This is a genomic window from Kutzneria viridogrisea DSM 43870, from assembly GCF_000525635.1.
GTDB classification, from domain to species: domain Bacteria; phylum Actinomycetota; class Actinomycetes; order Mycobacteriales; family Pseudonocardiaceae; genus Kutzneria; species Kutzneria viridogrisea.
Genome location: NZ_CP007155.1, coordinates 6,510,493 through 6,531,821, shown reverse-complemented (window position 1 = coordinate 6,531,821; position 21,329 = coordinate 6,510,493). Strand labels below are relative to the sequence as shown.

Here is a 21,329-nt window from a genome sequence, read left to right as displayed (position 1 = left end):
GGTAACTGCTACGCTCATGTACCTGTTACTCGAAATTACAGTAACTGACGGGTCGGGAGGTCAGGTCGTGACCACAGTGCGGAACCGCTCACTCACCAGCGCCGACGAGGACGTCTCCCAGCGACTGCTGGAGTCCGCGGCCCTGCTGTCCTACGACCCGGCCGTGGAGGTGGACTGGGACGCACCGCTGCCCGCGGACCTGTACGGGCTCAACCCGGAGTGGAGCACGCTGTACGGCACGGCGCTGTGGGCGGAGATGACCCAGCAGCAGCGGGTCACGCTCACCAGGCACGAGGTGTGCTCGATCATGAGCACCGGGATCTGGTTCGAGATGATCCTGCAGCAGATGATCCTGCGCGACCAGTACGTGAAGAACCCGGCGAGGGCCGAGTTCCAGTTCGCGCTCACCGAGATCGCCGACGAGTGCAGGCACTCCATCATGTTCGCGCGGGCCTGCGAGAAGATGGGCGTGCGCTCCTATGTGCCCGACCGGATGTCGGTCGAACTCGGCCGCCTGTTCAAGACCGTGGCCAACGCCGAGGTCGCCTACGGCGGCATCCTGGTGGCTGAAGAGGTCCTCGACGTGATGCAGCGGGACTGGATGCGCGGCGAGGACGTGCTGCCGATCGTGCGGACCACCAGCAAGATCCACGTGCTGGAGGAGTCGCGGCACATGAAGTTCGCCCGCCAGGAGATCCGCGAGCGGATGGACGGGGTGAGCGCCGCGCGCAGGCGCACCAGCAGCGTGATCATCGCCGTGGTGGCCTACGTGATCCTCAAGAACATGGTGAACAAGGGCGTCTACGCCGCGGCGGGGCTGGACGCCGAACGCGCCCAGCGCGAGGCCCGGCACAACGAGCACTACAAGTCCATGCTGCGCTCCAGCTGTGCCCACCTGATGGACTTCCTCGGGCGGTCCGGGCTGCTGACCGCACCCGCGGCAGCGGTGTACAAGCGCATCAACATGCTCTGAGCAGCGAGGAACGACAGCGACCATGCCGTTCGCGATCACCCAGACCTGTTGCAACGACGCGTCCTGCGTGTCGGTGTGCCCGGTCAACTGCATCCACCCGACTCCGGACGAGCCGGGCTTCGGCAGCACGGAGATGCTCTACATCGATCCGCGGACCTGCATCGACTGCGGCGCCTGCGCCGACGCGTGCCCGGCCGACGCGATCTTCCCGGTGGACCGGCTCGCCGGGCCGGACGCGGTCTACGCCACGCTCAACGAGCAGTACTACGAGGACAACCCCAGCGACAACGCCTGGGGCGAACCGCACTTCCCCCGCTCGCTGCCGCCGGAGGCCGGTGCGCTGCGCATCGCGATCGTCGGCACCGGGCCCGCCGCCTCGTACACCGCGCAGTCGCTGCTGCGGCTCACCGGCGCCGAGGTGACCATGATCGACCGGATGCCGGTCCCCGGCGGCCTGATCCGGTTCGGCGTCGCACCCGACCACGTGTCCACGAAGAAGGTCGGCGACAGCTTCGCCGCGCTGTACCAGCACCCCCGGCTGCGCCTGCACATGAACCTCGAGGTCGGCCGGGACGTGACCCACGCCGAGTTGGCCGCGCACCACCACGCGGTGATCTACGCGGTGGGCGCGGCCAACGACCGCGCGCTGGGCGTGCCGGGCGAGGACAAGCCGGGCAGCACCTCGGCCACGGAGTTCGTCGGCTGGTACAACTCCCACCCCGAGGTGCCCGCCGACGCGGTGGACCTGTCCGCGAGCCGGGTCGTGATCATCGGTCAGGGCAACGTGGCGCTGGACGTGGCGCGCATCCTCGTCTCGGACCCCGAGGACCTCGCGGGCACCGACATCGCCGACCACGCCCTGTCCGCGCTGCGCCGCAGCGCCGTGCGCGAGGTCGTGCTGATCGGACGCCGCGGTCCCGAGCAGGCCGCCTACACCCAGCCGGAATTCCGCGCCCTGTGCGAAATTCCCGGTGTGCGGGTGCTCGTCGAGGAGCACCCGGCCGTTCGACAGGCGATCACCGCGGCCGCACCCGGTTCCAAGGCCGCGCTGCTGGCCGATCTGCCCGTCGAGCCGGTGGACTGGTCGGTGCCGCCGCCGCAGGGCCGTCGCATCGTGCTGCGCTACTTCTCCCCGCCGGTGGAACTGGGCGGCGAGGACCGGGTCGAGTCGGTGGTGGTCCGGGACGGCGACGGGACGCGCGAGATCCCGGCGCGGTCGGTGATCCGGGCCGTCGGCTACCGCAGCGCGCCCATCGCGGACCTGCCCTTCGACGCCGCGACCGCGACCGTGCCGCACGACCGCGGCCGCGTGGTCGATCCGGAAACCCGGCAGCCACTGGCCGGGACCTACGTGGTGGGCTGGATCAAGCGCGGCCCCACCGGTGGGATCGGCGCCAACCGGACCTGTGCCGCCGAGACCGTGGACAGCGTGCTGGACGACGGTGCCGCCCGCCTCCTGCCCACCCCGACCGGCACGCTCCGCGAGTTCGCGCGGCTCGTGCGCAGGCGCAAGCCCGAGGTCCTGGGCCGTCGCGAGATGCTGGTGATCGACCAGGCGGAGCGCCGGCGCGGCCTGGAGTCGGGCCGCCCCAGGGTCAAGTTCCCGACCGTGCCCGAGCTGCTGAAGGCGGGACGGCGCGGCGTGATCCGGTTGGCGCTGACCCCGAGGCGGCACTGACCACAGTGGACGGTCACGATCAGTACTGGGCGAGCTGGGCCAGCACCTGGTCGTAGGTGCCGTTGGCCTCGGCGAAGCGCAGGAACCTGACGTTGTCCACGAGGACCTGCCCGGCCTCCGGCTGGGTGTCCAGAATGGACATGACCTCGGTGAGGAACTCCGCCAGCGGCATGGCCCGGTCGTCGTCCTGCTGGCCCATCAACGCGGTGCGCACGGCGGGCGGCACGAGTTCGATGACCTGGATCGAGGTGTCGGCCAACTGGACGCGCAGGCTCTCGGTGTACGAGTGCAGCGCGGCCTTGGTGGCGCTGTAGGTCGGCGTCACGGGCAGCGGCACGAAGGCCAGCCCCGAGGTGACGTTCACGATGGCGGCCTCCCGCTGGCGGGCGAGCAGCGGGATGAACGCGGCCGACATGCGGATCGGGCCGAGCAGGTTGGTGGTGACGGTCGCCTCGGCGACCGGCAGGGCGTCCGGGCCGAGCAGGTCCTCGGCCAGCATGATGCCCGCGTTGTTGACGAGTACGTTGAGCTTGGGGTGCGTGCGGGACAGCGTTTCCTGGGCATTCGTGATCGAGGTGGGATCGGCCACGTCCAGCACCAGGGTGTCGATGCCCTCGTGCTCGGCGGCGATCTGGTCGAGCAGTTCCTCGCGGCGGCCCGCCACGACCACCTTGTTGCCCGCCTGGTGCAGGCGCAGCGCCAGGCCGAGCCCGATCCCCGAGGTGCCGCCGGTGACCAGGATCGTGTTCCGCGTGGTCCTCATGCCTGTTCTCCTCCTTGCTGGGTGCCTGCCACCACTGCACCGCGGACCTCGGGGCACAACAACGGCCGGCTCAGCCACGGATCGGCGATCCCAGGACCAGCACTGCCTTGCTCCCCGCGGCGCCGACCGCGACAGTGGGCGAATGGACCGGGCAGGGCTGGCGGACTTCCTGCGCAAGCGCAGGGAGACACTGCAACCAGAGGACGTGGGGTTGCCGCGTGGCGCCCGCCGCCGCACCGCGGGACTGCGGCGCGAGGAGGTGGCGGCGCTGGCCGGGATGTCCACGGACTACTACAGCCGCATCGAGCGCCAGCGCGGCCCGCAGCCCTCCGAGCAGATGCTCGCCGCGATCGCCAGGGGCCTGCACCTGACCTTCGAGGAGCGCGACCACCTGTTCCTGCTCGGCGGGCACAGCGCACCTCGCCGCAGTGGGGGCGGCGAGCACGTCAGCCCCGGCATGATGCGGGTGCTCGACCGGCTGGCGGACACCCCGGCTCAGGTCATGTCCGGGCTCGGCGAGACCCTGGTGCAGACCCCGCTCGCGGTCGCGCTGCTCGGTGCGGAGACGAACTACACCGGTTTCGCCCGCACCGTGGTCTACCGGTGGTTCACCGATCCTGGCGCGCGGCGGCTCTACCCCGAGCAGGACCACCAACTGCGTGGCCGCGCGTTCACCGCGCAACTGCGCGCGGCGGTCACCCGTGACGGCGCGGGCTCGCGTGCCGCCGCGATCGCCGAGGACCTGCTGGCGTGCAGCCCGGAGTTCGCGCTGGTGTGGAACGAGCACGAGGTCGGCGTCCGGCTCACCGACCAGCGCAAGCGGTTCAACCACCCGGAACTGGGCTTGCTGGAACTGCACTGCCAGGTGCTGCTCGACCCGGACCAGTCCCAGTCACTGCTCGTCTACACGGCGGTTCCCGGCACCGAGAGCCACGAGAAGCTGGGGCTGCTGCGGGTCATCGGCTCGCAACGCTTCACGCCGGGAACCGGCTGAGTGGCCCGCCGCCCAGGGGGGAGAGAGGCGGCGGGCCGATTCTGGTGTACCCCGGAGACCGGGGCCCAAACACGCGGTGCAGATCACGCGGACACGGACGGCCTTGGACGAAGCAGTCGGCTGCCAGCGGGCCGCTGCGGATCAGGAACCCGAGTGCTGGTGCTGTGGTCGCAGCCCGTCCATGACCAGGGTGAGCAGGTGGCGGGACCGCGCGTCCCAGTCCTCGTCGGCCTCGGCGCGCCACAGGAACGAGACCAGCAACAGGAGCTCTTCGGCGTCGACGTCGGTACGCATCTCGCCTGCCTGCTTGCAGGACTCCAGCAGGAGCGTGATCACGGCGATCACCGGGCCGTAGTGCTCGCTCGCGAGGTCGGCTCGGGTGGCGGCCTGAAGGGCGTCAGCCAGGCCGTGCTTGATACGGCCGTACAGGGCGAGCCGGTGCAACCAGTGGCGCAGCGCCTCGAACGGCGGGTGCTGGTCGAGCAGTGCGGGCGCGGCGTCGATCAGCTCGCCGAGGTCGTGGCGGTAGACGGCGAGCAACAGCGCCTCCCGGTTCGGGAAGTGCCGGTAGAGCGTGCCCTGCCCGACCCCGGCCGCCTTCGCGATGGACTGCAGCGAAGCGGCGCTCGAGGCCCTCAGCGCGGTGCGCGCCACTTCCAGGATCCGTGTCCGATTCTGCTCGGCATCGGAACGCATCGGCGATCGTGCCATCTTCTCCCGCCCGTCCTGACCTGATCACCGTAGCACCGGATTGCTAAGCGGACATGTGTCCGTTACTGTCGAGCGAAGCGGACAGGTGTCCGTTTACTTCGCTGAGAGGACCAGCCACCATGTCGGGAATCCAGGACAAGGTCGTTGCCATCACCGGCGCCAGCAGCGGGATCGGGGAGGCGACGGCGGTCCTGCTCGCCCAGCGCGGCGCGAAACTCGTGCTGGGCGCGCGCAGGAAGGACCGGCTGGACGCGCTCGCGGCCAGGCTCGGCGGGGCGGGGGCCGAGGTCGCCTGTGCCGAGACGGATGTGCGGCGGCGCGAGGACCTGGCGAACCTCGTCCGGCTCGCCCGCGAGCGGTTCGGCCGCCTCGACGTGCTGGTCGGCAACGCGGGTGTCGGGCCGATCTCGCCGCTGGACGACCTGCGCGTCGAGGACTGGGACGCGATGGTGGACGTCAACCTCAAGGGAGTCCTATACGGGATCGCCGCAGCCCTGCCGGTGTTCCGCGAGCAGGGCTGCGGGCAGTTCGTCCACACGGCCTCCACCGCCGCGTACAGGACCGTGCCGAGCCAGACCGTGTACTCGGCCACGAAGGCCGCCGTGCGCACGATCTCCGAAGGACTGCGTCAGGAAGCTGGGGACTCGCTGCGAGTTTCGCTCGTCTCGCCCGGGTTCACGCGGACCGACTTCGCCGAGGACGCGCCCAACCCCGAGGTGCGGGCGCGGATCACCGCCACGAAGGAGGCGATCGCCATCCCACCGGAGGCCATCGCCCGCGCGATCGCGTTCGCGATCGAGCAGCCCGCCGAGGTCGACGTGAACGAGATCGTCGTCCGTCCCACCGCCCAGGGCTGAGCGGCGCGGATCCCCGCGCCGCCGAGCCTGCGGGGATCCGCGCGACGCTGTTGATCAGGAGATCATGCCGGTCAGCACCACGGGGGTGCCGTTGTCCTCGCCGCCGTCCAGCGTGTCGAGGCGCCGGCCGCTTTCGGGCCCGAAGTAGCCGTTGCGGAAGAACGTGTCGCCCTGGTGGTTGTCGCGGTACCACAACTGCTCGGGATTGCCCGTGCAGTCCCACAACTGGACCTTGCCGCCTGGCTCGTTGATCTCCTCCAGCGCCGCGTCCAGGCATCGTCCGCTGCGCACGTTGTGGATCACGTAGCCGCCCGGCGTGGTCTCCAGCGTCCAGTTCTGCTCGTCACCGCCGCCACCGCAGTCCCACAACTGCACCTTGGTGCCGTTCTGGTCGATCGAGCCGAGGTCCGCGTCTAGGCACTTGTCGGTGCCCTTCAGCTGGATCTTGCCGTTGGCCAGGACGTACCAGATGGCCAGGACATGATTGGTCGGGGCGGCCGAGGCCGGTGCGGTGGTGACCGTGGCGAGGCACAGCACGGCGGCACCGGCCGCGGCGGCGAGTCTGGTCGAAGTACTGCGAAGTCCCATGTTTCCCCCATAGCTGTGACGACTTTTCCGCGACCGTATCACCGTTCGCGGCCAGCGGGCGCGCGGCGATATCGGATCGCGCGGGCCGGCCGGGAACTGCCAGGCTGCCGCCATGGATCACGCTGAGGCGTTGCTCATCGGCGGGCGGGCCGGGGTCGGCAAGACGACGGTGGCCTGGGAAGTGTCGGCGCGCCTGCGGGCCGCCGAGGTCGCGCACGCGATCATCGAGGGCGACTTCATGGGCCAGGTACACCCGGCGCCCCCAGCGGACCCGGACCGCTCGGAGATCACCGAGCGCAATCTGACCGCCGTCTGGACGAACTTCGCCCGACTCGGCCACCGCCGCCTGATCTACACCAACACCGCGAGCGTGCTGCCCGAGACGACCGGCATGTTCAGGCGTGCCATGGGAGAAGGTGTCCGGCTCACCCGCGTCCTGCTCACCGCATCCGACAGCACCGCTGGCGAACGCCTGACACACAGGGAACTCGGCTCGGAATTGGCGCAGGAGATCGAGCGCAGCGCCCACAAGGCACGGCTGCTGGACGAGCGCGTACCTGCCGACACCGTGCGGGTGGTGACCGACGGGCGATCTGTCCAGGACATCGCCCGCGAGGTGGTGGCCGCGACCAACTGGACTGGTCGGCTCCCCGGCTGACCGGTCGTGGGCTCGCCTGACCGCGAGATCCTCGAACAGTGAATGCCGGTGGAGGCGCGGCGGGACTCGTGTCTCCCGGGCGCCTCCACCGTCTGCCGAGTGTTGTCTCCCCGACACCGCCGCTCATGCGATCGCGACGGCAGGCACCCGGCTGAGCACAGTGCCTCCTCGCGGAGGTCGGCCCCACCGCGGGGAGGCACTGTCGCGCTGGACATGTTCGTCCTCAGCACGGGTCCGGTGCTAGCCGCCGGTCCGGTGCTCGGGTGGCGCCGCCGATCGGACGCCCCGCCCGGGCACCTGGTTGGACCAGCGCCGGTGTGCGGGCTTCAGCGCCGTCGCCGCTGCCGTGTGGTCAGCAGGATGCACCGCGCGCACGGCATTCCCTGTGCCAGCTCCAGTACGTCAACCTCGTCCGGGGCCGCCGTGAACCCGCAGCAGGCGACCACCGTGCCGTACCGGTCGACCACGGCCAGGTGCGTGACGTAGTCCCAACTGCCCAGCGGTCGCGTGTCCCGCATCCGCTGGGTACCCAGCAAAGCGTGCTTGATCCGCACCAGCAGCAGCGGCTGGTCCTCCTCGTGCAACCTCGGCAGGCTGGCCAGGGCCAGTGCGGCTATGGCGTCCTCGGGTGGCGGCGCGATCGGGTCCGGCTCGCGCGTGATCTCGACGGTGCGACTGGCGATGGTGTTGTCGTTCATGGTTTTCCTGTCCCCGGGTCAGGCCACGCGACCCGTTGGGTCCGTGACAGCCGCGGCGTCTGCGGTGCGCGGCGAAGGCGTCACCGTAGGAAGTCGCGGCGCTGTGCGGGTACCACGTTCTGTGGCACTACCCGCACGGGCGAGGACCGGGTTAGGCCAGAACGCCCATCTGCGCGGCCACCGCGGCCAGCGAGCCCGACACCCGCCGCTGCCGCTCGACCAGCTCCGCGGCGATCATGCGGGGCAAACTCTGATGCGACAACCACTCCGGCGCCATCGCGATCATGGCGCGCAGCGTGCCCACCGCGGCCTCGTCCATGCCCAGCCGCGTCTCGCACAGCGCCCGGTCCGTGAGCGCCCTGGCCCGGGTGGTCAGCGTCAGCGGGGCCTCACTCGGCAGTTGGCGGGTCAGCTGGAGACCCCGCTCGTACTGCTCCTGCACCACGTGGCAGTCGGCGGCCAGCATCAGCACCTTCGCCGGGCCGAACGTGGTCTGGTGGTCCGATCGCTCGCAGCCCACCCGGTCGGCCTGTTCGCCCGCAACGGCCAGCAGCTCGTCGGTCTGGGCGGACCGCCCCGCTCGCGCGGTCGCCGTGGCGGCGGCGACCACCAGCAGCCCGTAGGCCGAGATCTGCGACAGGGAACTGGACCCGGTCGGCTCCAGGCCGCTCGCGGTCCGCAGCGCGACCCGGCTGGCGTCCTCGTAGCGCCCGCCGACCAGCAGCTGCCACGACACCGAGGACCGCAGCACGGCGGCGAGCAATTCGTCGCCACCGTCCTCGGCGACCCGGATCGCCTCACGGACAGCGAACCACGCCGCGTCGGGGTGTGCGAGGTGGATCAGGGTGTCGCCCGCGACCTGAAGGCCCCGCGCCAGCGCCTCGGCCGCGGTGGGGCGCTGCGCGGCCGGGACCGCGCGCACGGTCGCGCGCAACTGGGGCAGCACGGTCGGCAGCAGCGCGGCCAGCAGGCTGAAGCGCCCGGACCAGTAGGCGCCCCACAGGTAGGTCACGGTGCGCTTCGCCTCCGCCAGGACCATCGGCGCGGTCAGCTCACTGCCGTCGTCGACCAGGTCGTCGACGGTGGTCAGCGCGGCCCTGATGGCCTGCACGCCCCCGGCCTCGGCGTGGGCGGAGGGCAGGGCGGCGGGCTTGTCCAGCAACCACGCCACGGTCACGTCCAGTGCGGCCGCCACCTTCTGCAAGGTGGCGATGCGGGCCGCGCCCCGGTCCTGCTCCAGTTTGCGGATCACCCCGAGGGACAGCTCGGCGCGGTGGGCGAGCTGCTGCTGGCTCATCCCCGCGCGGCGTCGGCGCTGCCTGATCCGTTCGCCCAGGCTCGTCGATAGGTCCACCGGTCACTCCGTCCAGTTCGTTGCCGGTTCCGTGATCGTCAGGATGCGGCACACCGGTACAACAAACCGTGGCGATCTGTGCCGGTGGCCGGTCCTGTGCTGCGGGAACTGGCGAACGGGACGGAGTAACGATTGCGAATTACCCGGAAGCGGTACGCGAACAATCGAGGCGTCCAGCGGGGTGCCCGCCACGGCGCGGGTGGAGCTCGCCCCGAGGACGGCGGCGGCCAGCGCGGCGGGTTCGTCTGCGCCGCTGTCGCGGCTGCGCGATGATGGTCCCCGGCGGGTGATGACACCGGTCGGTGATCGTTTTCGGTCGAGCGCGGAGGTTAGTTGGCGGTGGACGGGCAGCGCCGTGCCTGGCTGTGGCAGCGTGTCGCTGACGGCGCGGACCACCGCAGCTCCGCAGGTTGGGCCGGTGTGGTGTGCGAGGTCGCGGTGGACGAGATCGACGTGGACGCCGTGGCGATCTCGGTCCGGTCCGGCGCGCGGGTGCAGGAGCTGGTCACGGTCAGTGAAGTGTGGGCGCAGGAGTTGGAGGAGTTGCAGTACACCCTCGGTGAGGGCCCTGGTGTCGAGGCGTTCACCACCGGCGGACCGGTGCTCGTCGCCGAGGTGCACACCGCGCGGGGACGGTGGCCCGGCTTCGCGGACGCGGCCGGTGCGCACGGCCTTGCGGCGGCGTTCTCGTTCCCGCTGCAGAGCGGCGCGATCCGGCTGGGCGTGCTCACCCTCTACCGCGGGCGCGCCGGACCGCTCGCGACCGGGGGGCTCATGGATGCCGCGGTGCTGGCGGAGTTGGCCACCGCCGCGCTGCTGGCCGATGCCACGGGCAGCAAGCGGGAACGGGCCCAGTGGATCCGTGAGGACAGCAGTGGCCACTACGACGCGTTCAACGTGGCCACCGGGATGCTCGCCGCACAGTTGCGGATCAGCATCGAGGAGGCCTCCCTGCGGCTGCGCGCCCATGCGTTCAGCCACAACCGATCGCTGCTGGAGGTCGCGCAGGAAGTGCTGCGCCGCCACCTGTCCTCCGACTTGTTCCGGGAGTAAGCGATCTCTGTTCTGCGTGTGCCGCGAGCACGGCCTTATGCTGACCCGGTGACGTTCGCGCCGGAAGTGTTCAGCGACACCGTCGCCGCAATCACCGCGCGCCTCGCCGCCCGGCACGACGGGCTGAGCGTGGTCAACGCGGTCATCGCGGCGTGCCAGACCTTGTTGACGCCAGCCGTGTCGGGGGTCCTGATCGCCGACCCCCGGGGCGGACTGACCCTGCTCGACGCGTCCGATGAGCGGATGCCTGTCGTCGAGCTGCTGCGGAGTCAGGCCGTCCAGGGCCCGTGCCTGGACTGCACCATGGGCAAGACGGTGATCAGCAGCACCGACCTCGAGGCTGATGGCACGCGGTGGCCACAGTTCGCCCGCGCCGCCTCCGCCGAAGGATTCCGCTCGGTGTACGCGTTCCCACTGCGGTTGGACGGCCGGGCCGTCGGCGGCGTCACCCTGCTGTTCACCCGGTGCGGGGAGTTGGCCGAGTGGCAGGTGCGCCTGGGACAGTCACTGGCCGACCTGGCGATGCTGGGCCTGACTCAGGAACGCGATCCGCGCAGAGTGGAGCGCCTGGCCGAGTTGACCCTCACCGCGGTCAACGACCGGGCGCACATCGCACAGGCCGTCGGCGTGCTCGCCGGGACGCTCGGACTGGAACCGGAGTCCGCTCGGGCCAGGATGTCCGAGTGCAGCTCACGTACCGGCCGCCCGCTGCGCGAACTCGCGCAAGCCATCACCGACGGATCCCTTGCCCCCACAGCGTTGGACGTCGAGAAGGCCTGACCTGCCGCACGTCAGTCCACAGTGGAGTATGCACCCGCGGGCCGCGTTCACGCCTTGCGGCCCACTGCCTCGGCCAGCTCGGACTTGGTCATCTTCGAGCGCCCCCTGATGTTGCGCTGCCTGGCCTCGTTGTACAGCTGGTCACGGGTGGGCCCGCCGGTGCCCTTGCCCGATCGCAGGCCCCCTCGCCGCTGCGGGGACATGTCCTGTGTGGAGGTCCTGCTCGCGGTGGCCGCCTCCCCGGACTGGGCGCGGTTCTTGTTGACCGTGCGTGCCGCTATTTCCTTGGCTCTGGCGGTGCTCGCGCCGCGCTGTTCGGCCGAGTCCTTGACGTGTTCGTACTGACGTTCGCGTTTCTTGCTCCACGCCTGGGGCATCACCGACTCCTGTCGTTCGCGGGAGCACGGGGTACCCCGGGACGACCGGTTCAACCGGCCGTCCCGGAGGTGAACAGGTCGTGTGGTGCCGCCGTTCGGGTGACTTCGACGCCGGAAAACTGGCCGTCTGCCTCTTGACAGGACGTCCGGAAATCGCGGTGAGTCGTTGCTGTTGCGCACGCACTTCTCCCTTGTTAACCTCGAATTGTCGGTTCGGTTCGTATATTCATTCGTTGACGTCGGGGTTTTCGGTGCGCGTTGTTCTGGGGAGCGGGTGGCGATGAAACTGGGGGTTGTCTCCGGTGACGGTTTACCCGTCAGCGGGCTGCTGACGGTCTTCCGCAACGTCGTGGACATCGGGGTCCGGCGCGGGCTGGTGGACACGCCCGTCGCCGCGGACCTGGGGTATTCCTGGCGTCCGGACAAAGGGGCGTTCTACCCCGACGGGGCGCCGGTGGCGGGCTACCCGGACTGGCTGTGGGTGTCGACCGCCCCGCCCGCGGGGGCCGATCCGGAGCGGCTCCGCCCGCTGTGGCGGGAGGTCCGCGACCAGGTGGCCGACCCGTCCCGGCTGGATGGCGGGGAACTGCAAGCCCTGCGCGGGCGCATCGAGGAACTCGCCGAGGTCTACCGCGAGCACTTCAGGACCTGGCTGGACGACCACGAGATCGACTGGGTCGTCGCGATCAACATGACGCTGTCGGACGCCGTGCCGGTCACTGCCGGGTTGCAGGCCGCTGTGCGCGAGCGTTTCGGTGACGGCGGACGCCCGGGCGGCGTGCTGTTCTGGGACCACGACCTGTTCGGATCGTGCGCCATTTTCGAGAACGGGCTCCGCATCTATCCCGAAGTGCCCAACGAGTTGATTCCAGTGCCGCAGAAAAACGCTTACACGGAATGGGCGGTCGTGTCCTCGGAACTGGCTGCCGAGGCGTTGCGCTATCCCACGGACGCGAAGCCGAGCGTGGTGCCGAACGTCCTGCCAGCGGGCGTGCGGGAACCGCTGGGCGAACGGCACCGGGAATTCGCCCGGCACTGGCGGCTGGACCTGTCGCGGCCGGTCGTGCTGTGCCCGGTGCGGGTGTTCCGGGTCAAGGGCGTGGACCTGTCGCTGGAACTGCTGGCGGCGACCAGGCGGGAATGCGCGCGGCTGGGCAGGCCGCTGCCGTACCTGCTGGTGTTCGGCAGCCTGGACGAGGACCCGGACTACGCCGCCGAGATCACCGACCTGGTCGCGCGGCTCGACCTCGCCGAGGACGTGCGCTTCCTGGACGGCGTGCCGCTCGGCAGCTACCAGGACGCGCGGGGGACGTGGGTGCTGGACGAGGTGGACCTGTTGCGGCTGGCCGCCGCGACCGAGGGCATGGTGTTCTTCACGCCGAGCACTCCGGACGTGGAGACCATCGGCCTGGGGCCCGCGCTGGCCTCCCTGGCGCACCTGCCGTGCGCGACCACGTACTACACCGCGTTCGAGCAGGTGTACGGCATGGACTACCGCGTGCTGCGCGCGGGCAGGTCGGCATCGGACATGCGGGCAGCCGGTGCCCAGGTGGCGCGTGTCCTGCACGACCGGCAGGCCCGGTACGAGGCGGGCGGCAACGGCGCGAACGTCGAACTGCTGAGCAGCCTGTTCCCGGAGCAGCCCTGGCTGGAACTGCTGCGGAACCTGCACGCCACGCTCACCCGGGGTGCGGCCCCGACTGACGGTGGCAGCCGGTGAGCCGGACGAACTCGGCGTCTCCCACGCGCCACCCCAGCACGTGGACGGCGCCGTGCCGAGCTTTTCCCGGTCTGCCACAATCCGTCCACAGTGGACTTGACGGTGCGCCGGCTCAACCTCCGGCGCAGTCGGGCCAACTCACCGGGATCTCCGCGGAATCGGTCAGGCGCAGCTTGCGGCGGGCGCGCTGGTAGAAGGTGGTCCTGCCCAGGCGCACGACGCGTGCGGCGTTCGGGCGGGCCCGCAGCTCGATGTGCTCTCCTGGCCCGACATGGCCCGCGACCTCACCGTCGACCTCGACGGCCAGCCGTCCACTGGAAGGCAGGACGTCCAGGGCCACGGTGTCCCGCACGGACAGCACCACGCCTCGGCTGTACGCGGAGTGCGGCGCGGCAGGGGTCACCAGCAGCGCCTCGACCGCCGGGCTGGTGATCGGTCCACCCGCGGAGAAGCTGTACGCGGTCGAACCGGTCGGGGTGGCGACGATGACCGCGTCCGCCGCGTAGCTGACGAAGGGCTGGCCCGCGACGCGCACCGCGACCACCGCGCTGCCGTGCCCCGGCACCCGCACGACGGCCACCTCGTTGAACGCGGTGACAGACCGGTCGCCAAGGGTGGCGTCGACGGCCAGCCGGGGCTCGATGCTGAACTCGTGGTCGTCGATCGCCGAGAGGGCGCCGGGGAGGTCGGGCACGTCCACCTCGGCGAGAAAGCCGAGCTTGCCCAGGTTCACGCCGAGCACCGGGGCGCGCTGCCCGTCGGTCAGCCGCATCGCGCGCAACATGGTTCCGTCCCCGCCGAGGCTGACCACCAGGTCGGCCCCGCGGCCGAGCTCCGCGGGGGTCACCGGGACCGCCGCGCAGTCCAGCCGCTCGATCTCCTCGGCGATGCCGAGTATCTCGATACCCCGGTTCGCCGCCCAGCCGAGCACCGCGGCGACCGCGGTCGCGGAGTCGCGCTGTGGGTGCAGCACCAGGCCGACCGAGCGCATGTCAGCGGGTCCTCGCGGCAACTGGTTCCGTGACCGTCATGGGCTGAGTCTGCACGTGTCGGGCCGCCTCGGCGACCGCTGTCCGGGCCGCCGCGTCCGTACCCGCCACCGGCCGTCCAGCCAGATTCGCGATCGGGAAAGTAGCAGATTCCCGCTTCCGGTTGCTGTCCAATACCGAGGTGATAAACCTGCTCGCAGTCGGCGCGGTCGGCGACGGCACCACCGACAACGCCGCCGCCATCCAGGCGGCCGTGAACACCGCCCCCGTCGGCGCCGTGCTCTACGCCCCTGCGGGGACCTATCTGCTCCGGGCCGGGATCAAGTGGAAGACCGGCGTGTCCCTGGTCGGCGACGGTGCGGGCAAGACCGTGTTCAAGCCCACCAACTCCGGTCCGCTGGCCTCCGGATTCTCCTGCTTCTACAACTACACCGACGGCTCGATCTGGAACACGCTGGACGACATCACGTTCGCGGACTTCGAGATCGACGGCTCCGGCATCACCACCACCTCCTACGACGTGGGCTCCAAGGGCATCAACATCCTGTACATGCGCAGGGCGCGGTTCCTGCGGCTGTACGTGCACGACACCCTGGCCTCGGGCATCGGTTGCGACCAGCTGCTCGAATCGATGATCGACGGGTGTGTGGTCGACCGCGCGGGCAGACAGAACTCCGGCAGCCAGATCGGTGGCGCCGGGTTCGGTATCGGTACCGGGGCGTTCCAGGACATGCAACTGTCCCTCACCAACTGCGTCGCCCGCGACTGCGGTACCCACGGCATCTTCTTCGAGCACCAGTTCTCCGGCACGCCGACCCTGTCCCGCGGCATCAGGGTCGCCAACTGCTACGTCTCGGGCAACCAGTACGGCATCAGCGACTGGGGCGTGGAGGGCCTGGTCGTGTCCGGCTGCCACATGATCGCCAACCGCAGGCACGGCTACTGCGTCTCCGGCGAGGGGGTCGCCAGGATCGCCGGGCACAGCGGCATCGTCACCGGCTGCGTCCTCGACAACAACGTGCTCGACGGCATCTTGATCGGCGACAACGCCACCGGGCGGTACTCGATCCGCGGCAACCGGATCAGCAACAACGGTCGGCACGGCGTGCACCTGGTCAACCTCGCCCAGGCCGGCACCCTCGCCGCGCTCGAACACGCGATCAGCGAGAACGACATCTGGCTCAACGCCCTGGACGGCGTGCGCATCGACGCGCCGCTGACCGATGGGCACGTGTTCCAGAACCGGATCCGCAGCAACGGCGTCCAGTCCGGTGGTGGCGACTCGGGCACCAGCACCGGCATCACGGCCACCACGCTGACCGATTCCACGAAGAGCTGGCTGCTCGATGCGCACAAGGGCAAGACGGTCACGGTCGGCGCGGTCACGGCGACCGTCATCGGTAACGCCGCGACCGTGCTCACCCTCGCGCCCGCGCGCAGCGGATCGGCGTGGTCCGGCAGCACGCCGCCAGCGGGCGCGGCCTACACCCTGCCCGCCGCCGCCTCCCGCAGATGCGGCATCCAGATCACCGCGGCCACCAGCCACCTGCTGGTGCGGTGGAACCGGATCCACGACAACCTGAACAACAACGGCTCGTACGGGTTCGCGCGCCGCCAGCAGTACGCGTTGTCCACCACCAGCACGGGTTCGCTGTCGGCCTGCCAGATCGAGGGCAACGACGTGCTCGGCAACCTGACCGGCACGTTCCTGTTCGACACCGCACCGACTGGCGGCTACTACGTGCGCTGGAACTCGAACTACAACCCGCGCGGCATCGTCACCCCGCCGCCCCTGCCCGCCTCCGGAGTTGCTCAGGCCAACACCTTCGGCGCTGACGCAACGGTGTTCGTGACCGGCGGCGCCGTGACCTCGATCGCGATCAACGGCACCGTGGTCGGCCTCACCAGCGGCGCGATTCCGCTGGGGCCCAACGCATCCATCACGATCACGTACAGCTCGGTGCCCGCATGGCAGTGGTATGTCGGCTGAGAGTTCCCCGGCCAGGCGGTGATGTGCTACGACCTGAGTGCGTCTCGCAGGTGCCTTCCGGTTGGCGTGTCGGCACCGGCGAGCTCGTGGGGTGTTCCCGTGAACAGGATCCGTCCTCCCTGGTCCCCGGCGCCGGGGCCGAGATCCACGATCCAGTCCGCGTTGGCGACGACGTGCAGGGAGTGCTCGACCACGATGATGGTTCGACCGCTGTCGATGAGCTCGTCGACGAGGCCGTTGAGCGGGATGATGTCGTTGATGTGCAAGCCTGCTGTCGGCTCGTCGATGACAAGGTCGCTGTTGGTGTCGTCGATGTGCCTGGCGAGCTTGAGCCGCTGGCGTTCCCCGCCGGACAGCGTGTCCAGCGGCCTGCCGCAGGACAGGTGGCCCAGTCCGAGCGCTGTCAGGCGCGCGCTCAACCGGGCGACGGTCGGGTGCGACACGAACTCGGCAAGGCCGGACAACGGTGTGCGCAGCACGTCGAGCACGGTGCGGCCGTGCAGCGTGGGCCGAAGTGCCTCCGGCCGGAATCCTGTTGCCCCGCAATGCTCACAGGGTGTGTCGACGTCCTCGAGGAAGGCGAGGTCCGTGCGGCGGACACCGGTTCCCCGGCAGTGCGGGCACCCGCCCGCCGAGCGGGGGTTGAACAGTTTTGCTGACTGGCCGCTGACCTCGGCGAAGGCCTGCTGGACGTGGTCGGCGATCGACAGCCAGGTCCCGACGGTGGAACGCGAGGTCGCGAGGATGTGAGTCTGGTCGATCAGCGTGAAGCGGGGGTACTGGTCCAGGATCTCCTGAGCCAGCGTGGACTTGCCCGAACCGGCCACTCCCGTGATCACCGTGAGCACCTCGGTGGGGATGTCCAGGTCGATGTTCTTGAGCGTGTGCCGTGACAGGCCGCGCAGGGCGAGCCAACCGGTGGGCCTTCGGGGTTCCGCCTTCAGGCGAACGCCGTTGCGCAGTGCTCGCGCGGTGATCGTGTCGGCCTTGCGCAGCCGCTCCACGGGCCCCTGGAAGACGACTTGCCCGCCCTCCTCGCCCGCACCCGGGCCGAGGTCGATGACGTGGTCCGCGGCGTTGATCACGGCGGTGTGGTGATCGACGACCAGCACGGTGTTGCCGTGACCGCGCAGGCGGCGCAGGACCTCGATCAGCGAGGCGACATCGCCGGGGTGCAGCCCGTCGGTGGGTTCGTCGAGGACGTAGGTCAGGTCGGTGAGGCTGGAGCCCAGGTGCCGCACGAGCTTGAGGCGCTGGGATTCCCCGCCGGACAGCGTGGGCGTGCTGCGATAGCAGTGCAGGTGCCCCAGCCCCAGGGTGATCATCGACTCCAGGCGCAACCGCAGCTGTTCCACCAGCGGTTGGGCCCAGGGGTGCGTGATGGCGGCGCAGAAGTCGAGCACACCGCTCGCGTCGCGATGTCCGAGTTCGACGATGGAAACACCGTGGACCAGGCTCGCGCGTGCCGCCGCGTTGAGCCTGCTTCCCCCGCACGCCTGGCACGGGCGCTGCGCGGTGACCTCGCGGAGCGCCTGCCGGACGGCGGGGCCGGGCTTGGCCTCACGTTCCACCAGGAGCCGCCGGATGCGCGGCACCATGGCCTGGTAGCGGGCGCTCTTGGGAAACCGGGGGAGCGGGTTGGGCGGTCGCTGGGTCTGGCCGTGCAGCAGGAACTGCACGAGTTCTTCCGGCCACTCGCGCAGCGGCAGGTCGTTGTCGAAGAAGCCGGAGTAGACGTAGCGCTTCCAGATCCAGGTGTCGACCGCGAAGCTGGGGAAGACCATCGCACCCTCGTTGAGGCTGCGGTCGCGGTCGATCATCGCCTCGCCGTCGATGTCGGTGACCTCGCCGAGACCGGCGCAGTCCTCGCACATCCCCGAGGGGTCGTTGAACGAGTAGGCGGGGGAGTACCCGGCCGAGGGCTCACCGAGCCGGGAGTACAGCATGCGCAGCATCGTCCACACCTCGGTGGCGGTGCCGACCGTGGAGCGGGAGTTGCTGCCGAGAGGTCGTTGGTCGACCACGATCACGGTGGTGAGCCCGCTCAGCGAGGTGGCCTCGGGCTGCCGGTCGTGTGGCAGTTTGGTGCGCACGAACGCCGGCATCGTGGCGTAGAGCTGCCTGCGGGACTCCGCGGCGAGCGTGGCGAACGCGAGCGAGGACTTGCCCGAGCCGGAGACCCCGGTGACGGCGACGAGGCGGCGCTTGGGTATGTCGACGTCGACGTCCTTGAGGTTGTGCGTGCGCACCCCGCGCAGCCTGATCAACTCGTGGCTTGCGGAGAGGTCCTCGGGCTGCACGTCTCGATCTTGGGGCGCGGCCATGGCCTCATGGTAGGCAACGCGTCCCGGTGGCGCGCGCTCAGCCCGCTCGGCACGCCTGGCCGAGGTCGGACACGAACTCGTTGACGTGCAGGGGAAGTGGCCCTGTCCGTACGACCACGTCGACCGAGCGGGTCAGCACGGGATCGGTGTCGACCACCCGGACCCCGTTGAGGCACTTGGGCAGCGAGAGCTCGGGGATGCACGCGAAGGCGAGTCCCGCCGCGACGAGGTCGATCTGGGTGGTGTGGTCGGCGACGGTGTACGCCACCTCCAGTTCCACGCCCGCGTGCCGCGCGAACTGGCACAGGGCCGTGTGCGCGTCGGACCCCGGAGGGCAGCACGTCCAGGCCTGGCCGCCGAGTTCGCGGAAGGCGACCTTGTCGCGTTCGGCGAGGACGTGTCCCTCGGGCACGACCAGGCGCGCGCGTTCGGTGAGCAGGCGGGTCGGCTGGACACCGCGGGGCATCGGCGACGGGTGGTTGTGCCACGACTCGGCGATGACCACGTCCAGGTCGTGTTCGTGCAGCCTGCGCAGGTGGTCGACGGCCTCGCCGTCCCGCAGTTGGACGCGCACCTTCGGGTGGCGGCACGTGAACTCGTGCAGCGGTGCGAGCAGTAGGCCGCGGATCGCCGAGGAGATGGCCCCGATCCTGATGGTGCCACGCAGTTCCCGCTCGTGCTCGGCGAGGTCGTGTTCGGCCTGCTGCACGATGGCGGCCAGCGCGCGTGCGTGCTCGGCGAGGACCACGCCCTCGTGGGTCAGCCGGATGCCCCGGCCAACGCGCGCCACCAGCGAGGCGCCCACCTCGGCCTCCAGGCGGTGCAGGTGCTGGGACACCGCGGGGCCCGTCATGTGCAGCGCGCGGGCGGCGGCGGTGACCGAGCCCGTGTGCGCGACGGCGTTGAAGACCCGCAGCCGATCCCAGGTCCAGTTGTTCATGAACCTCTGCTTACCAGTATTCGAAACGAACGCATAATGGACCTCCTGTCACGCGGGGCTGGATACTCCATCCGTGGCAGCAGATGTGCGTCCGACACAATCGGCCCAGCAGGAACACGACACCCTCCCGTGGGGCCCGGCGCTGCTCGTTCTCGGTGGGGCGGGCTGTCTGTCCACATCGGCGGTACTGGTCAAGGTGGCCGCCGTCGATCCGGCCACCTCCGCATTTCTGCGATGTGCCATCGCCGTGCTGGTGCTGGCTCCGCTGGCGTGGCGGGAATCCCGCCGCCGGGGCGCGCTGTCGGCTCGGGGAGTTGTCGTCGCCGTGGTGGCCGGAGCCGCGCTCGGGGCCGACTACGTCATGTGGACCAGGAGCATCTTCGACGTCGGGGCCGGTGTGTCCACCGTGCTGATCAACGTCCAGGTGGTCGTGCTGCCCCTGTTGGCGTGGATCGTGGAAAGGGAGGTGCCCTCGCGCCGGTTCGCGCTGGCCTGCCCCGCCATGCTGGTGGGCATCGTGCTCGTCAGCGGGGCGCTGGAGAAGCACGCGGACACCTCGAACGCCGTCCGCGGCACGCTCTTCGGCGTCCTGGCGGGCACCGCCTACGGCGTTTACCTCTACCTGACCCGGCGTCAGGGCAGGAGGGAGCCGGGGCGGACGGTCACCCCGCTGGCCTGGGCGACGGCATCGGCGGCCGTCACGGCGGCGGTGTTGTCCCCGTTGAGCACTGGTGTTCACCTGGAGTCCCTCTCCTGGACCTCATGGCTGGCCATGATTGGACTGGCGGTGCTGGGGCAGGTGTTCGCCTGGATGCTGATCAATTCGGGATCACCGCGCCTGCCCTCGAACCAGACGGCCGCGCTGCTGCTCACACAACCAGTCGTGACCGTCATTCTGAGTGCGATTCTGTTGGCAGAGGTTCCCTCCCTGTGGCAAATCGCGGGGATGGTTCTCGCTCTCCTGGCTGTCGGCATCGCCAATCGAGTGTGGTCGTACAAGACATAGTAGTGGTGTCACAACCGAACAGAAGCCACGTATGGGGGTGTGGCATTGTTTGCGGGTAACGGCAACCAAGAGCTGGTACGTGCGATTTCGTTACGGGATGACGGCCGAGCGCCGGTCAGAGACGCTGAATCCGCCGGGACTCCCGACTACGACAACTACTTTCGGATCGACCGCGGGGGCACCGACGAGTCGACCTGGTGGGCAGGGGCGCACAGTGTCATCAGGCAGGTCGTCGAGGACCTCGCCATCACCGACCTGACCGCCGAACAGCGCGCCGAACTGTTGTCCGGGATCAACCGCCTCCTGCTGGCGAGCGCGCTGGCACCCGCCGAGACGGGAGCCGCGATCCCCTCGCCGCGTTCGCCCATGAGCCAGCAGCAGGTGGCCGCACGCCGGTGGAAACTCGGCCACCACCTGTTCCACCACGTGCTGTCCCTGATGAACTCGCGCATCGACGCGATCTCCGCCGCACTGCACGGGGAGGACTGGACCGGCATCAAGGTCATGCTCGACGAGCTCACGGTGCTCTACGACGCGGCCACCGCGACGATGCACTACGCGTCGAACTTCCCACCGGACGCCTACGAGAACACCGTGCGCCCGTCGATGGAACCGCCGTGGATGCCGCCCGGCTTCTCCGGTGTGTTCAACCAGGAGCACGCGGTGCTGCTGCGCAGGCTCGGTGATCTCAAACCACGGCTGCGCGGCACCCGGGCCACCGAGCGCATGCCCGAACCCGTGGCGCGATCGGCCAGGGCCCTGTGGAAATCGCAGTCGCGCAATCGCCGCGAGCACAAGCTGATCTGCGAGAAGTTCGTGCCGGGCGGGGAATCCCTGTTGCAACAACACTTCGACGAGACCTCCGGAGAGGATTGA

General features: G+C 70.0%; 20 protein-coding genes. 11 read left to right on the top strand and 9 right to left on the bottom strand.

Going from position 1 to position 21,329, the window contains the following annotated elements; all coding sequences use genetic code 11:
• The first annotated feature begins 67 nt into the window (after nucleotides 1–67).
• Complete coding sequence (locus KALB_RS28845) at nucleotides 68–973, top strand: AurF N-oxygenase family protein (RefSeq protein ID WP_025359159.1); 906 nt, start codon at nucleotides 68–70, stop codon at nucleotides 971–973.
• Between the two features lie 22 nt (nucleotides 974–995).
• On the top strand, nucleotides 996–2,651 hold the full coding sequence (locus KALB_RS28840; RefSeq protein WP_025359158.1) for an FAD-dependent oxidoreductase: 1,656 nt from the start codon (nucleotides 996–998) through the stop codon (nucleotides 2,649–2,651).
• A 19-nt stretch (nucleotides 2,652–2,670) separates the two neighbouring features.
• Here the strand turns inward: KALB_RS28840 and KALB_RS28835 are convergent, their stop codons facing one another.
• The gene (locus KALB_RS28835) at nucleotides 2,671–3,414 is read right to left on the bottom strand and encodes an SDR family oxidoreductase (protein ID WP_025359157.1); all 744 of its coding nucleotides are present in this window, start codon (nucleotides 3,412–3,414) and stop codon (nucleotides 2,671–2,673) included.
• Nucleotides 3,415–3,556: 142 nt separating this feature from the next.
• On the opposite strand from KALB_RS28835, the gene KALB_RS28830 reads away from it, so the two are divergent.
• Nucleotides 3,557–4,408, top strand: a complete 852-nt coding sequence (locus KALB_RS28830; protein ID WP_025359156.1) for a helix-turn-helix transcriptional regulator — start codon at nucleotides 3,557–3,559, stop codon at nucleotides 4,406–4,408.
• A gap of 141 nt (nucleotides 4,409–4,549) precedes the next feature.
• Here KALB_RS28830 and KALB_RS28825 read toward each other — a convergent pair whose 3' ends face one another.
• Nucleotides 4,550–5,104, bottom strand: coding sequence for a TetR/AcrR family transcriptional regulator (locus tag KALB_RS28825; protein ID WP_201771836.1), 555 nt, complete (start codon nucleotides 5,102–5,104; stop codon nucleotides 4,550–4,552).
• Between the two features lie 134 nt (nucleotides 5,105–5,238).
• Here KALB_RS28825 and KALB_RS28820 point away from each other — a divergent pair, with 134 nt between their 5' ends.
• Nucleotides 5,239–5,976 carry an SDR family oxidoreductase gene (locus tag KALB_RS28820; RefSeq protein WP_025359154.1) on the top strand — a complete coding sequence of 246 codons (738 nt, stop codon included), beginning with the start codon at nucleotides 5,239–5,241 and terminating at the stop codon, nucleotides 5,974–5,976.
• A 54-nt stretch (nucleotides 5,977–6,030) separates the two neighbouring features.
• Here KALB_RS28820 and KALB_RS28815 read toward each other — a convergent pair whose 3' ends face one another.
• Nucleotides 6,031–6,564, bottom strand: coding sequence for an RICIN domain-containing protein (locus tag KALB_RS28815; RefSeq protein WP_025359153.1), 534 nt, complete (start codon nucleotides 6,562–6,564; stop codon nucleotides 6,031–6,033).
• Between the two features lie 112 nt (nucleotides 6,565–6,676).
• On the opposite strand from KALB_RS28815, the gene KALB_RS28810 reads away from it, so the two are divergent.
• Entirely contained in the window at nucleotides 6,677–7,222 is a 546-nt protein-coding gene (locus KALB_RS28810) for an AAA family ATPase (protein ID WP_025359152.1), read from the top strand.
• A gap of 326 nt (nucleotides 7,223–7,548) precedes the next feature.
• Here KALB_RS28810 and KALB_RS28805 read toward each other — a convergent pair whose 3' ends face one another.
• Together KALB_RS28805 and KALB_RS28800 are read right to left on the bottom strand one after the other, a co-directional pair.
• A complete protein-coding gene (locus KALB_RS28805; RefSeq protein ID WP_025359151.1) occupies nucleotides 7,549–7,920 on the bottom strand; it encodes a hypothetical protein in 372 nt (123 codons plus the stop codon).
• Nucleotides 7,921–8,071: 151 nt separating this feature from the next.
• Nucleotides 8,072–9,274 (bottom strand): helix-turn-helix domain-containing protein, encoded by a 1,203-nt coding sequence (locus KALB_RS28800; RefSeq protein WP_025359150.1) that lies wholly within the window; start codon nucleotides 9,272–9,274, stop codon nucleotides 8,072–8,074.
• A 339-nt stretch (nucleotides 9,275–9,613) separates the two neighbouring features.
• Between KALB_RS28800 and KALB_RS28795 the strand changes: the two genes are divergently transcribed.
• On the top strand, nucleotides 9,614–10,327 hold the full coding sequence (locus KALB_RS28795; RefSeq protein ID WP_051913273.1) for an ANTAR domain-containing protein: 714 nt from the start codon (nucleotides 9,614–9,616) through the stop codon (nucleotides 10,325–10,327).
• 48 nt (nucleotides 10,328–10,375) lie between these two features.
• A complete protein-coding gene (locus KALB_RS28790) occupies nucleotides 10,376–11,107 on the top strand; it encodes a GAF and ANTAR domain-containing protein (protein WP_025359148.1) in 732 nt (243 codons plus the stop codon).
• Between the two features lie 47 nt (nucleotides 11,108–11,154).
• Here the strand turns inward: KALB_RS28790 and KALB_RS28785 are convergent, their stop codons facing one another.
• The gene (locus KALB_RS28785; RefSeq protein ID WP_025359147.1) at nucleotides 11,155–11,484 is read right to left on the bottom strand and encodes a hypothetical protein; all 330 of its coding nucleotides are present in this window, start codon (nucleotides 11,482–11,484) and stop codon (nucleotides 11,155–11,157) included.
• Nucleotides 11,485–11,764: 280 nt separating this feature from the next.
• On the opposite strand from KALB_RS28785, the gene KALB_RS28780 reads away from it, so the two are divergent.
• Nucleotides 11,765–13,204 carry a glycosyltransferase family protein gene (locus KALB_RS28780; RefSeq protein WP_025359146.1) on the top strand — a complete coding sequence of 480 codons (1,440 nt, stop codon included), beginning with the start codon at nucleotides 11,765–11,767 and terminating at the stop codon, nucleotides 13,202–13,204.
• Nucleotides 13,205–13,316: 112 nt separating this feature from the next.
• On the opposite strand, the gene KALB_RS28775 is transcribed toward KALB_RS28780, so the two are convergent.
• Entirely contained in the window at nucleotides 13,317–14,195 is an 879-nt protein-coding gene (locus tag KALB_RS28775) for an NAD(+)/NADH kinase (RefSeq protein ID WP_025359145.1), read from the bottom strand.
• Between the two features lie 161 nt (nucleotides 14,196–14,356).
• Here KALB_RS28775 and KALB_RS28770 point away from each other — a divergent pair, with 161 nt between their 5' ends.
• Nucleotides 14,357–16,183 (top strand): right-handed parallel beta-helix repeat-containing protein, encoded by a 1,827-nt coding sequence (locus KALB_RS28770; RefSeq protein WP_025359144.1) that lies wholly within the window; start codon nucleotides 14,357–14,359, stop codon nucleotides 16,181–16,183.
• A 26-nt stretch (nucleotides 16,184–16,209) separates the two neighbouring features.
• Here the strand turns inward: KALB_RS28770 and KALB_RS28765 are convergent, their stop codons facing one another.
• Nucleotides 16,210–18,507: an ATP-binding cassette domain-containing protein gene (locus KALB_RS28765; RefSeq protein WP_042220882.1), complete on the bottom strand. Its 2,298-nt coding sequence runs from the start codon at nucleotides 18,505–18,507 to the stop codon at nucleotides 16,210–16,212.
• A gap of 37 nt (nucleotides 18,508–18,544) precedes the next feature.
• A complete protein-coding gene (locus KALB_RS28760; RefSeq protein ID WP_025359142.1) occupies nucleotides 18,545–19,447 on the bottom strand; it encodes a LysR family transcriptional regulator in 903 nt (300 codons plus the stop codon).
• 73 nt (nucleotides 19,448–19,520) lie between these two features.
• Between KALB_RS28760 and KALB_RS28755 the strand changes: the two genes are divergently transcribed.
• Both KALB_RS28755 and KALB_RS28750 read left to right on the top strand, forming a co-directional pair.
• Nucleotides 19,521–20,453, top strand: coding sequence for a DMT family transporter (locus tag KALB_RS28755; RefSeq protein WP_081789578.1), 933 nt, complete (start codon nucleotides 19,521–19,523; stop codon nucleotides 20,451–20,453).
• 39 nt (nucleotides 20,454–20,492) lie between these two features.
• Nucleotides 20,493–21,329, top strand: coding sequence for a 3-methyl-L-tyrosine peroxygenase-related protein (locus KALB_RS28750; protein WP_025359140.1), 837 nt, complete (start codon nucleotides 20,493–20,495; stop codon nucleotides 21,327–21,329).